The organism is Amycolatopsis sp. NPDC049691 (genome assembly GCF_040675005.1).
GTDB lineage: Bacteria > Actinomycetota > Actinomycetes > Mycobacteriales > Pseudonocardiaceae > Amycolatopsis.
This window is the reverse complement of the sequence record NZ_JBFANX010000006.1, coordinates 242138-254439: the sequence shown is the minus strand read 5'-3', so window position 1 is coordinate 254439 and position 12302 is coordinate 242138. Positions and strand designations below refer to the sequence as shown.

Annotated in this window: 11 protein-coding genes; 7 read left to right on the top strand and 4 right to left on the bottom strand. The window is 72.2% G+C overall.

Features of this window, described 5'->3' with window-relative positions:
- The first annotated feature begins 47 nt into the window (after nt 1-47).
- From AB0J40_RS16300 to AB0J40_RS16285, 4 genes are read left to right on the top strand one after another with little or no spacing between them, the layout of a single operon-like run.
- Entirely contained in the window at nt 48-1133 is a 1086-nt protein-coding gene (locus AB0J40_RS16300; RefSeq protein ID WP_364453156.1) for an ATP-binding cassette domain-containing protein, read from the top strand.
- Nucleotides 1130-1798: an ABC transporter permease subunit gene (locus AB0J40_RS16295; protein WP_364453155.1), complete on the top strand. Its 669-nt coding sequence runs from the start codon at nt 1130-1132 to the stop codon at nt 1796-1798. Before AB0J40_RS16300 ends, AB0J40_RS16295 begins: the two co-directional genes overlap by 4 nt.
- Nucleotides 1795-2478, top strand: coding sequence for an ABC transporter permease subunit (locus AB0J40_RS16290; protein ID WP_364453152.1), 684 nt, complete (start codon nt 1795-1797; stop codon nt 2476-2478). Before AB0J40_RS16295 ends, AB0J40_RS16290 begins: the two co-directional genes overlap by 4 nt.
- Nucleotides 2475-3359, top strand: coding sequence for an ABC transporter substrate-binding protein (locus AB0J40_RS16285; RefSeq protein ID WP_364453151.1), 885 nt, complete (start codon nt 2475-2477; stop codon nt 3357-3359). The genes AB0J40_RS16290 and AB0J40_RS16285 overlap by 4 nt, the downstream gene beginning before the upstream one ends.
- Here AB0J40_RS16285 and AB0J40_RS16280 read toward each other — a convergent pair.
- Both AB0J40_RS16280 and AB0J40_RS16275 read right to left on the bottom strand, forming a co-directional pair.
- Nucleotides 3356-3961 (bottom strand): LysE family translocator, encoded by a 606-nt coding sequence (locus AB0J40_RS16280; RefSeq protein WP_364453148.1) that lies wholly within the window; start codon nt 3959-3961, stop codon nt 3356-3358. The genes AB0J40_RS16285 and AB0J40_RS16280 overlap by 4 nt on opposite strands.
- A gap of 571 nt (nt 3962-4532) precedes the next feature.
- On the bottom strand, nt 4533-5642 hold the full coding sequence (locus tag AB0J40_RS16275) for an NAD(P)/FAD-dependent oxidoreductase (protein ID WP_364453146.1): 1110 nt from the start codon (nt 5640-5642) through the stop codon (nt 4533-4535).
- A gap of 69 nt (nt 5643-5711) precedes the next feature.
- On the opposite strand from AB0J40_RS16275, the gene AB0J40_RS16270 reads away from it, so the two are divergent.
- The gene (locus AB0J40_RS16270) at nt 5712-6392 is read left to right on the top strand and encodes a TetR/AcrR family transcriptional regulator C-terminal domain-containing protein (protein WP_364453144.1); all 681 of its coding nucleotides are present in this window, start codon (nt 5712-5714) and stop codon (nt 6390-6392) included.
- 3 nt (nt 6393-6395) lie between these two features.
- On the opposite strand, the gene AB0J40_RS16265 is transcribed toward AB0J40_RS16270, so the two are convergent.
- Both AB0J40_RS16265 and AB0J40_RS16260 read right to left on the bottom strand, forming a co-directional pair.
- The gene (locus AB0J40_RS16265) at nt 6396-7361 is read right to left on the bottom strand and encodes an LLM class flavin-dependent oxidoreductase (RefSeq protein WP_364453141.1); all 966 of its coding nucleotides are present in this window, start codon (nt 7359-7361) and stop codon (nt 6396-6398) included.
- 11 nt (nt 7362-7372) lie between these two features.
- A complete protein-coding gene (locus AB0J40_RS16260; RefSeq protein ID WP_364453138.1) occupies nt 7373-7891 on the bottom strand; it encodes an N-acetyltransferase in 519 nt (172 codons plus the stop codon).
- Nucleotides 7892-7980: 89 nt separating this feature from the next.
- On the opposite strand from AB0J40_RS16260, the gene AB0J40_RS16255 reads away from it, so the two are divergent.
- Both AB0J40_RS16255 and AB0J40_RS16250 read left to right on the top strand, forming a co-directional pair.
- Complete coding sequence (locus tag AB0J40_RS16255) at nt 7981-9027, top strand: hypothetical protein (RefSeq protein WP_364453136.1); 1047 nt, start codon at nt 7981-7983, stop codon at nt 9025-9027.
- Nucleotides 9024-12281, top strand: coding sequence for a CHAT domain-containing protein (locus tag AB0J40_RS16250; protein ID WP_364453134.1), 3258 nt, complete (start codon nt 9024-9026; stop codon nt 12279-12281). The genes AB0J40_RS16255 and AB0J40_RS16250 overlap by 4 nt, the downstream gene beginning before the upstream one ends.
- Nucleotides 12282-12302: the final 21 nt, after the last annotated feature.

Sequence of the window (12302 nt, the reverse complement as noted above, 5' to 3'; positions counted from 1 at the left end):
GCGCGGACTCGGCTACGGTCGGTTCCACCGGACATGGGGAGTGGGCAGTGACCATCGAATTCCGCGACGTGACCAAGCAGTATCCGGATGGGACGGTCGCCGTCGACAAGCTGAACCTGACGGTCGAGGACGGCACGATCACCGTGTTCGTCGGCCCGTCCGGCTGCGGGAAGACGACGTCGCTGCGGATGATCAACCGGATGGTCGAGCCGACCGGCGGGCAGGTGCTGCTCGACGGCAAGGACGTCGCCGAGGGCGACCCGGCGCTGCTGCGCCGCGGCATCGGCTACGTCATCCAGCACGCCGGTCTCTTTCCACATAGGACGGTGCTGGACAACATCGCCACCGTGCCCCTGCTGTCGGGCTGGGACAAGGCGAAGGCGCGCAAGCGGGCGGCCGAGCTGCTGGAGACCATCGGCCTGCCGGTCGAGCTCGGCAAGCGGTACCCGGCCCAGCTTTCCGGCGGCCAGCAGCAGCGCGTCGGCGTCGCCCGCGCGCTCGCCGCGGACTCGCCGGTGCTGCTGATGGACGAGCCGTTCTCCGCGGTCGACCCGATCGTGCGCGAAGACCTGCAGAACGAGCTGCTGCGCCTGCAGTCGCAGCTGGGCAAGACCATCGTGTTCGTCACCCACGACATCGACGAGGCCGTCCGGCTCGGCGACAAGGTCGCGGTGATGCGCGTCGGCGGCAAGCTCGCCCAGTACGGCACCCCCGCCGACGTGCTGCGCCACCCGGTGGACGACTTCGTCGCGTCGTTCGTCGGCCGCGACCGCGGGTACCGCGGCCTGTCGTTCCTCTCCGCGGACGGCGTCGAGGTCAAGGAGATCGAGCTGGTCGAGATCGGCGCCCCGGTGTCCGCGGGCGACGGCTGGCGCCTCGCGGTCAACGCGGACAAGCAGCCGCGCGGCTGGCTGCCGCCGAACTCCACTGTGGACGGTGCACTGTCCGAAGACGACCTGGTGGCCGGCGGCTCGCTGTGGATCCGGGGCACGCCGATCCGGGGCGCGCTGGACGCGGCGCTGTCGTCGCCGGCCAGCCTCGGCGTGGTCGTCGACGAAGACCACCGCGTGCTCGGCGGGGTGGTCGCGAGGCAAGTGCTGGACGTGATCGAGGCGACGCCCCAGGCGTCATGAGCTTCTTCGACGAGCTCGGGCAGTACCTGAGCAGCGGGAACACGCGCGTCGAGATCCTCGGTGACCTGGGCGACCACGTCTACCTGGCGCTGCTCCCGCTCGTAGTCGGCATCGTGCTCGCGATCGCCGCGGGCTGGCTCGGCCACCGGTGGCGGCCGGCCCGACGCGTGCTGACCGTGCTCGCCAACCTGCTCTACACGATCCCGTCGCTGGCGCTGTTCGTCGTCATCCCGGGCCTGATCGGGTCGAAGATCCTCGACAGCGTCAACGTCGTCGTCGCGCTGACGATCTACACCACGGCGCTGCTGGTCCGGCCGGTGCTCGACGCGCTGGACGCCGTGCCGCCGCCGGTGATCGCCGCCGCGACCGCCGTCGGGTACAAGCCGGTGCGCCGGTTCTTCGCCGTCGAACTGCCGCTGTCGGTCCCGGTTCTGGCGGCGGGGGTGCGGGTGGCGTCGGTCAGCAACATCAGCCTGGTCAGCGTCGGCGCGCTGATCGGCACCGGCGGCCTCGGCGTGCTGTTCACCGACGGCTTCCAGCGCGAGTACTTCTCGCCGATCGTCGTCGGCATCGTGCTGACGCTGCTGCTCGCGCTGGTCGTGGACCTGGTCCTGATCGGCTTCCGGAACCTGCTGACGCCGTGGACCCGGGTGGGGGCCGCATGATCACCGATCTCTTCCGCTGGTTCGGCGACCCGGCGCACTGGTCCGGGCCGGACGGTGTCCCCCAGCGGTTGCTGGAGCACCTCGGCTACACGGCTTTGTCACTGGTGATCGCGTTGGTCGTGGCTGTCCCGTTGGGACTGTTCGTCGGCCACACCGGACGCGGCGGGGTCGTGCTGGTGGGCGCGGGCAACGTGATCCGCGCGCTGCCGACGCTGGGGCTCGTGACGTTCCTGTTCCTGCTCTTCACCGAAAGCGTCACCTCGACGATCATCGGGCTCGTCGTGCTGGCGGTGCCGCCGATCCTGGCCGGCACGTACGCCGGGCTGCAGGCGACCGACCACGGCGTGGTCGACGCCGCCCAGGGCATCGGGATGACCGGCTGGCAGCGGCTGTGGCAGGTCGAGGTGCCGATCTCGCTGCCGCTCGTGCTCGGCGGCATCCGCAACGCCGTGCTCCAGCTCGTCGCGACCGCCGCGGTGGCCGCGTACGTCGGACTCGGTGGCCTGGGCCGGTTCCTGCTCGACGGACTCGCCATTTTGGACTATTCCGAGGTCATCGCGGGCGCGGTGCTGACGACCCTGCTCGCGATCGTCCTGGACCTGCTGTTCGCGTTGCTCAACCGCGCTCTGGTGCCGCGGGGCGTCCGGCTCGCGGCGGCCGTGAAGAAGGTGACGGCATGAAACGGCTGGTGGTGCTGGTCGCTTTGGTGCTGGCGGCCGGCTGCGGCAACCCGCTGGCGGGCGGCGGCGAGGGCGGCGCGTCCGGCGACATCATCATCGGCGCGTCCGACGTCGGGGAAAGCCTGCTGCTGGCCCAGATCTACGCCGGAGCGCTGCGCAACGCGGGTGCCTCGAACGTGACGGTCCGGCCGCCGGTCGGCAGCCGCGAGGTCGTCGTCAAGGCGCTGCAGGACAAGTCGCTGTCGGTGGTGCCGGACTACAGCGGGAACCTGTTGCGCTACTTCGACAAGGACACGACCGCGACGACGCCGCAGGACGTCTACGCGCAGCTGCGGCAGAAGCTCCCGGCGGGGTTCGAGGTGCTGGACCAGGCGCCCGCGGAGGACAAGGACCTGCTCGTCGTCGGCCCGCAGCTGGCGTCGTCCGGCGTCAAGACGTTCTCCGATCTGGGGCCGCGCTGCCGTGACCTCGTGTTCGGCGGGCCGGGGCAGTGGAGCAGCCGCTGGAAGGACAAGATCAAGGCGCTCTACGGCTGCGAGTTCAAGGAGATCCGCACGACGGACACGGGCGGCCCGGTGACGGTGGCGGCGTTGAAGTCGGGTGACGTCCAGGTCGCGGACCTGTTCAGCACGTCGTCGACGATCGCGGCGAACGGGTTCGTGCCGCTGGTCGACGACAAGAACATGTTCCCGGCGCAGAACATCGTGCCGCTGGTGGCGCGTGGCACGCTTTCGCCGTCCGAAGTGGCCGCGCTGAACCGGGTTTCGGCGGTGCTGACGACTTCGCAGCTCACCCAGCTGAACGTCGAGTTCACCGAGCGGAAGCGGAACCCGCTGGACATCGCCGAGGAATTCTTGGCGCGCAACAACTTGAAGTCTTAGCTGTCGGTCGCCAGCTTGATGCCGAGGCCGATGAAGACGCCACCGGTGGCGACCTCGATGCGGCGCTGGTTCTTCTTCCGCCGGACCCACCCGCCGACGCGGCCGGCGAGGACGCCGACCGCGCCGTCGACGAGGAACTCGAACACGATCATGATGGCGCCGAGGATCGCGAACTGCAGCCAGACGTGGCCTTTCGCCGGATCGACGAACTGCGGGAGGAACGCGATGGTGAAGGTGACCATCTTCGGGTTGAGCAGGTTGGTGAGCAGGCCGCTGAGGTAGGCGCGATCGCTTTTCCGTTCGACGAGCGGCTTCCGGTTCCGGATGGCCTGGACGCCGAGGTAGATGAGGTAGGCGGCGCCGGTCACGCGAACGACGGTGAAGGCGACGGGAACGGCGGCGAAGAGGGCGGCGAGCCCGGCCGCGGCCACGGCGACGTGGATGGCCTCGCTGGTGGCGACCCCGGCGGTGGCGAGCAGGCCGGCTTTCGGACCGCCGCGCATGCCGCAGCCCAGGATGAAGAGCATGTCCGGACCGGGGGTGACCATCGCGATCATGGTGGTGACGAGGAAGGCCAGGAGGAGGTGCGGATCGACCGGCATGGGCCGATCCTGACACGCGGCCGGGACTGGGCGAACTGCTTTTCGGCGGGGGTCGGCCGGTGCCCGCAACACGCCCGGGCCTCGGCGCGTCCCGAGCAGCGCCGGCCCTCTGAGCGGCGCTGGCCCTCTGAGCGGCGCTGGCCCTCTGAGCGGCACCCGCCTCCTGCGGCGCGCGGCCTCCGGAGCGGCTCCCCGCCCCCCGGAGCGGCTCCCCGCCCCCCGGAGCGGCGCCCCGCCTCCGCGCGGCGTTCGACCCGTGCGCAGCGCCCGCCCTCCCGCGCGGCGCTCGCCGCTGAGCGGCGCCGCCCTCCTGAGCAGAGCCCGCCCCACCCCGAGCAGAGCCCGCCCTCCCAGGGGTCCGTCCCTGTTCCAGCGTATCGAGTGCGCCCGACAGAACGGCCTGAAATGACCGCCGCGCGGCCGGGTTGTCCACATCTCGGCCGGGTTGTGCACAACTGGGCTTCGGCGTCTGCGCAACCGGCTTCGTCGTCAGCACACTGCCTTTGGTGTCAGCACAACTGGCTTCGGCTTCAGCACCCTGCCTTTGGCGCCAGCACAATTGCCTTCGGCCTCACCTCGGCTGAAAGAACTCGAGCAACCTCTGCGCCGCGTCCGGGGACCTCAGCAGTTCCTGCATGTCCGCCGACATCCGGGCCGCCGCGCCGGTGCGGTCGAACATCTCCGCTTCGTACTCCCTGATCGCCGCCGGGTGGTCGTCCGGGTGGGTTGCCACCGCGCGGGCGAGCGTTGCGCCGTCGATCAGTGCCTGGTTCGCGCCCTCGCCCACCGCCGGCATCAAGTGTGCCGCGTCGCCGAGCAGGGTCACGTCCGGTTTCGACGGCCACTTCAGCCCGATCGGGAGCGTTGTCATCGAGCGGCGGGCGATCGTGTCGTCGCAGGCCTCGATCAGTGCCGTGAACCGGGGGTGCCAGCCGGGGAGTAGCTCGATCAGCCGCGCCCGGGCGGCGGCCGGGTTGTCGAACGGGATTCCGCTCGTCGCGAACCAGTCTTCGCCCGTGTTGTAGAAGCTGATGCCGATGCGGACGCGGCCGTCGCCGTTGCGCTGCGCCGCCAGCGATGTTCCGTTGCCCATCACCCAGTAGGTGCCTCGCCCGACCATCGCCGCCAGGTCCGGGTGCGTGCGGTCGATGTCCGGGATGCCGACCTCGACGACGTTCTGGCCGGTGTGCGCCGGGCGGGCGTCGGTCACCAGCGGGCGGACCCGGGACTGCGCGCCGTCCGCGCCGACCAGGAGGTCGTACGTCGCGCTGCTGCCGTCCGCGAAACGCACGACGCCGTTGCCCGCGGACTCGAACGCCCGCCCCCACTGGACCGTGCCGGCGGGCAGTGAATCCAGCAGCAGGTCGCGCAGGTCCGCGCGATCCACTTCGGGACGCAGCATGGGAGCGTCGTCCGGTGTGTCCTCCTGGAGCAGCAACGTGCCGTCCGGCTGGAGGAGCCGCATGTCCTGGCCCTCGCCGCGCGCGATCGCGAAGAACTTTTCGAGCAGGCCGGCCTCGCGCAACGCCCGCTGCCCGGAGTGGATGTCGAGCATGCCGCCCTGCCCGCGCGCGTCTCGCGAGGTCTCCCGCTCGTACACGACGGATTCGATGCCGTGGACGTGCAGCACCCTGGCCAGGGCCAGGCCGCCCGGCCCGGCTCCGATGATGGCGATGGTCATGAGGCCCCCAATCGATACGCTGTATCTCTCGATACACTGTATCGCACCATGCACTGTATGGTCTGCGGCGTGACGGTGTGGGAACGGCCGGAGCCGCCGGAGAGGCCGACGCCGGCTCCGCTGAGCCGGGAGCTGATCGTCCGCGCGGCGATCCGGCTGGCGGACGCGGACGGCCTCGCCGCGGTTTCGCTGCGCAAGGTCGCCGGCGTGCTGGACGTCGGGCCGATGCGGCTCTACGGCTACATCGCGACCAAGGAAGAGCTGCTCGACCTGATGGTGGACGACGTCTACGCCGGGATCCGGCCGTCCGGCGACAGCTGGCGCGAGGTGCTGCTGTCCCTGGCCGAACTGACCCGGCGCATCGCGCACCGGCACGAATGGTTCGCCGACCTGCTCGGTGGACGGCCGCAGCTCGGGCCGAACGCCCTGGCCAGGGGCGAAGCCGTCGTCGCCGGGCTGAAGGGGATCGACGTCGACGCCGTGATGCCGGTGGTCAACGCCGTCAACGCGTACGTGGCGGGCGCGGTGCGCCGGGAGATCACCGAGCGGCGTGCCGAGCGGTCCACCGGGCTGAACGAGGCCCAGTGGCAGCGCACGCACGGGCCCTACCTGGAGCGCACCTTCGCCACGGGCCGGTACCCGGCGCTGGAGAGGGTCATCCGCGACGCCGTCCACCGGAACGTCGACGAGACCTTCCGGATCGGCCTCGACTACCTCCTCGACGGCATCGAAGCGAGCCTCTCCCGCTGACCCTCAGGCTCGCAGGGCCGCCGCGACCTTGCCCGCGTCCTCGATGCCGCGCTCCGGCGGCTCCTCCGGCAGCGGGAGCAGCACCACCGAACCGCTTCCGGCCGCGTGGAGCGCGCGCACCGACGCCACGCACTGGTCGAGGTCGCCGCAGATCGCGAGCCGGTCGAGCCACTCCGGCCGCAGGCCGGCCGCCAGTTCGTCCACTGTGGACGCCGAATCCACCAGCGCCAGCAGCTCGGCGGCGAACGGCAGGTCCTCGACCTGCACCCGCGCGCCGGGCGTCAGGGACTCCGCCACGGTGAGCCGCGCGCGTTCCCGGTCGCCCAGCGCCAGCCAGTTGTACGTCACCACAGCGTGCTCGGCGGGCTTTCCGGCGGCGATCCCGGCCAGCGCCGTCCGCACGAACTCCGGCGGCGACGGCTCGGCCAGGATCGTGCCGTCCGCCGAGGAACCCGCCACCGCCAACGACTTCGGGCGCCGCACGCCCGCCAGCACCGGCGGCACCGAAGCGGGCGGGAACACCAGCTCGACCTCGTCCAGGGTGACGTGCCGGCCGCGCACCGAAACCCGGTCGCCCGCCAGCAGCCGGCGGACCGCCACCAGCGTCTCGTCCAGCGCCGCCAGCGGCGACTCGGGGTACGCGCCGATCTGGCGCATCCACGACGCCACGCCGTGGCCCAGCCCGCCGATCAGCCGGCCGGGGTGCAGCTCCGCCAGCGCGGCCAGCTCCATCGCCGCGATCGCCGGGTTGCGGGCCACCGCCGGCAGCACGCCGATGCCCACCTTGATCGTCGACGTCACCGCCAGCGCCGTCGCGACCGTGGCGATCCCGGCCGCCCAGAAGCAGTCCTCGACCAGCCAGACTTCGTCGAGGCCAGCATCTTCCGCCTGCCGCGCCAGGTCGACCAGCTTCGACGGGTGCTGTTCACGGTTGATGCGGACACCGACGGACGAGCTGGGTGCGTACATGCCAGGGCTCCTCAGATCCGGGAGAACGCCGGCGCGTACTCGAACGCGCCCGCTTGCGTGGGTTTGTAGCCGGTGAGCGTGCGCGCCTGGAAGTGCTTGCCCCAGGCGGGATCGGGCGAGGCGACCGAGAGCGTCGACGCCGTGACGAAGCCGAACCGCGAGTAGTACTCGGGGCTGCCGAGCAGGACGACCATGCCGTACCCCAGCGCGTCCGCCGCGCCGAGCACCGTGTGCACCAGCGCCGAGCCGACGCCGCTCGCCTGGTGTGCGGGCAGCACGCCGAGCGGCCCCAGCCCGACCGCCGACGTCGTGTCCTCGCCGACGCGGGCCCGGCTGCAGCAGACGTGCCCGACGACCGCGCCGTCGCGCACGGCCACCAGCGACAGCGCGTCGACCAGGTCGCCGTCCGCGCGCAACTCGTCCACCAGCGGCGCCTCGACCGGGGTGACGCCGGGTTCGCGCCGGAACGCCTCGCTGTGGATCGTGTGCACGGTGGTCCGGTCGGCGGGCGTCTCGCGACGGATCAGCATGGTCGCCACCTTGCCGCGAACCGGCCGCGGGCGAAAGCCGATTTCGCCGCCGCACCCTAAACTCGAAGCGATCCGGACGAGGGGAAGCGATGGGGATTCGGGAACTGGTCGACCGCGTCGTCAAGCGGGAGGCCGAAGGCATCGTCGCCGTGGAAGTCCCCTCGGTGGACACCGGGCCCGCGCCGGAGTTCGCGCCCGGCCAGGTCTACCTGGAGGTCCGGCTCCGGCAGATGTGGCTGACCCGCGCCCGCGAGCTGTGGCGCGAGTACCTGCCCTTCGGGACGGTCGTCACCGAGTTCGTCCACAAGGGCACGACGGTCGCGGTGCCCACCGTGCTCAGCAGTGCGGAGCTGACCCGCCGGTTCCAGGTCACCGGGGCCGACGACGCCGTCGAGATCGCGAACGTCCGGGTCGCCGGGCCGGTCCCGTACGAAGGCGACGAAGTCAGCCTGCTGGTCGCGCTGTTCCGGGCGAAGACGACCGACTGGATCGCGCGCTCGCTGAAGGTCGTCGAGGACGTCACCGCGGCGGTCGGGTTCGGCGGGCTCGCCGGGGCCGTGCCGCTGGCGGCGTCGCTGATCCGCGGCATCGAGTCGTTCCTCGAATCGCCGGACGTCGAACTGCGCGTCGGCGCCTACCGGTCGTGGCAGAAGGGCTTCCGGCCGCTGAACTACGTCGTGATGCGCCGGCCGAGGACCACGACTTCGGCGGCGGAGCTGGCCTCGCTGCGCGTCGCCGGCGGGCGGCTGCACCGGCTGCTCGACGACGGCGTCACCCTCGTGCCCTACACCGAGCACGACTTCATCGTGGTCGGTGTGGAGGCGAAGACCGAGCGCGACGACTACCGCAAGCTCGCCTTCTACCCGTTGTGGGAACGGACGAAGGAGCAGGTGATCGCGGGTGAACTCGGCGCCGCGCAACGCAGCTGGCGCAAGACGGCGGGCGCGATCTTCACCGACGACCTGACGCGGCCGCAGCAGGAAGTCCTCTTCGCCGAGTACCAGCGGCTCTACGGCGAGCTGGTCGAACGCTTCTCGGACCTGGAAACGGCCGAATACCGCGGCACGACGGCCGAAGCCGCGGCGGCGGAGCTCGTCGACGACCCGGCCGCCATCCTCCGGGCGGCCGGGGCGTGACCGAGCCGACGGAGGCCGACCTGCGGCTGCTGGGCCTGATCCAGCACGTCCACCGGCTCCTCGGCGAGGGCCGCCACCAGGACGCTTACGGGGCACTGATGAGCGGGCTGGAGCTGGCGGAGGCCGAGTCGGCCGATCGGCTGGCCGTGTTCGCGTTCTACCGGCTGCTGGGCCAGGCCGCGCGTCAGGCCCGGCAGTTCGACGACGCCCGGCAGGCGTACGCGCTCGCGTTCGGGATCGCCCGGGAACTCGAGGACCTCAACGCGGTCAGCGCCGCGCTCGAAGGGCTCGGCCTGGTGGAACTGGCCGACGACCGGCTGCCCGAGGCCGACGAGTACCTGGCCGAAGCCGTCAAGGCGGCCCAGGCGTCCGGGGACGCCGAAGGCTACCGGGCCGCGCTGCAGAACCACGCGATGGTGCTGTCCCGGCGCGGGGACCCGCGGGCGGCCGAACGGTACGAGGAGGCGCTGGCCGTACCGGGACAGGCGCCGGTCGTCCGGGCGATCACCACCGACAACCTCGCCGAGGAGCTGCAGCGGCAGGGCCGCCTCGAAGAGGCCGTCGCCAAGACCCGCGAAGCCGCGGCGATGTTCCGCGAGGCCGGTGCGGGCTACGACGAGTTCGTGGCCCGCTACAACCTCGCTGTCCGAGCCCGCGAGATCGACGCCGAAGCCGCGACGCAAGCCTTCGTCGACGCCCACGACCTCATCCACCGCTTGCACGCGGACGTCGACGTCGAGCGCTACACGACCGGGCACGAGCAAATGGTGCGCCGGATCGAGCAGCGGACCGAGGCGAAGTTCGCCGGCGAGCACCCCGCCGACGCGGCGCTCGAGATCGGGCTCCTCGCGAAGACCGCGTCCGACGCCACCGAGGAGGGGGAACGGCTGCTGGGCGGGCACCGGTACGCCGACGCCGAGCGGCTCCTCAGGCGGGCCGAGGCGGCGTGGGACCACCTCGGTGCCGTCCACTGCCTGCCGCGCGTCTGGAACGGCCTCGGCTACCTGTACATGGAGACCGGCGACCACGAAACGGCGTGGCAGTACCTGGAGCGCGCGAAGCAGTACGCGAACCAGCTCGGCGACGCTCGGCGCGAACTGACCGCCCTGGTCAACCAGTGCAGCCTGAGCCAGCGGTTCGAGCACGTCCCGCCGCAGCGGGCGCTGGAACTGCTGGCCCGGGCCCGCGGCCTGCAGGCGTTCGTCCGCGACCGGCAGGCCGAGCGGCTCGCCGGCGTCGAGTTGACGGAGGCGCAGCGCGAAGAGCTCGCGAGCATCGCCGACAGCGGCGTCCTCGACGGGGTCGCCGCCGGGATCGCGGGCGAGCACGGTGCCGTCGAGCTGGAGGAGCGGTACCTGCGGCGGTTCGTCGCCGCCGGGCAGCGGATGGCCGAGGACATGCCGGGACGGCTCGCCAGCCGGCGCGCCCGCTTGATGCACTTCCTGTTCCGGCAGGGCCGGGCCGACGAGGCCGCGGAGATCGCAGCGCAGCTGGAAACCTCGCTCGAAGCCACTCCGGACGTCGCGCCGGCGTTCGTCGTGAACACCGTGCTCGGCGGGCTCGCCTTCGCGGACGGACGCTGGACCGAGGAAACGCTGCAGCGGCTCGAACGGGCCTGCGCGGCGCACTCGGAGCTGCGGCGCAACGCGGTCGACGTCGGGGCGACCGGGCAGTTCGGCGTGTACGTCGAGCCGCCGTACGCCGAGGCGGTCGAGGTCGCGATCGACCTCGGGCACCCCGAGCGCGCCTTCGAGCTGCTGCAGGCCGCGAAGTCCCGGTCCCTGATCGAGGCCGTGCGCGACCGGCCGCCGGTCGTCGACGATCCGCGCGCGGCGGAGGAGGAGCAGCTGTGGCGGCGGCTCGCCGGGCTGCGCACCCGCTCGCTCGGCGAGGACCTCACCCCGCGTCAACGCGTCTCCCGGCTCTTCGCCGTCGACCAGGAGATCGAGGAGGTCCGCGCGCGGCTCGAAACGGTCTGGGAGCAGCTCCCGCCCGATGTCCGATTGCACCGGCTGGCCACGCCCTCCACCGCGGCGGACGTCCGCGCGCTGCTCTCGCTGCGCGGGTCCCGCACATTGATCGAGTTCTTCTCCGGCAAGAAGGGCATCTACGTCTTCACGGTGGCCGCGGGCGAGATCGGGGTCCGGCTGGTCGTCCCGGCGGACGACCCGGACCTCGCCGAGTTCCGCCTGCTCCTGAACGACGACGACCCGCGCGGCCTCGACCGCCTGCTCGCCCAGCCGGTGTACCAGCGGCTGGCGCGGCTCGTCGCGGACGTGCGCACCGACGTGTACATCGCGCCCTACGGCGTACTGCACCTGGCGTCGCTGCACCTCGTGCCGCGCGCGGACGGAGGTGTCGAGCCGCGCCGCGGGACGTTCGTGGTGCCCAGCGCGTCGCTGCTGCGCGCCGCGCACAGCGAGTCGTGGACGCGGCGGGAGTCGCTGGTCATCGGCGGCGACCCGCTCGGCGACCTGCCGTTCGCGCGGGCGGAGGCGGCGGGTGTCGCCGCCCGGCTCGGCGGGGAGGCGCGGCACGGCGGCGACCTGACGTTCGACTGGCTCGCCGAGGCCCTCGACGGCACCGCGCGCCTGGTGCACCTGGCCTGCCACGCCGTGTTCGACGACGCCCGGCCCGAACGGTCGGGTCTGCTGCTGGCGCACCCGGACGGCGGACCGGACCGGGTGACGCTGCCGCGGCTGGCGTCGCTGGACTGGTCGGGCGCGCTCGTGGTGCTCGGCTCGTGCCAGAGCGGCAAGCACCGCGTCCGGACCGGCGACGAGCTGACGGGCATCGCGAGCACGTTGCTCGCCGCGGGCGCGACGGCGTTGATCAGCACGTTCCGCCCGGTCCCCGACCTGGCGACGGCGGTGCTGATGCTCTGGTTCCACGACCGGCTCGCCGCCGGGGGCGACTGGTCGCTGGAAGCGGTGAGCACGGCGTTGACCGACGCCCAGCGCCGCGTCGCCACCGCGAGCGCGCGGGAGCTCCTGACGTGGGTGGCCGACCGGGTGGCGCTCGGCGAGCTGGACCTGGCGCTGGCCTACACGCTGCTTTCGGTGGCGCACCGGGCGGCGGGGAACGTCGAGGAGTTCGCCGCCTGCCGGCACCGGCGTCAGCAGCTCGGGACGACGTCCGCGGCGGAAGCGGCGGCGGACATCGCCCGCCAACGCGCGCTGGGCCCGGGGTACGCGGAGCGCCCCTTCCGCGCGGCGGTCAACTGGGCGCCGTTCTCGATCACCTCGGGCGGCTGACGACGAAGGCCTCCTCACCGG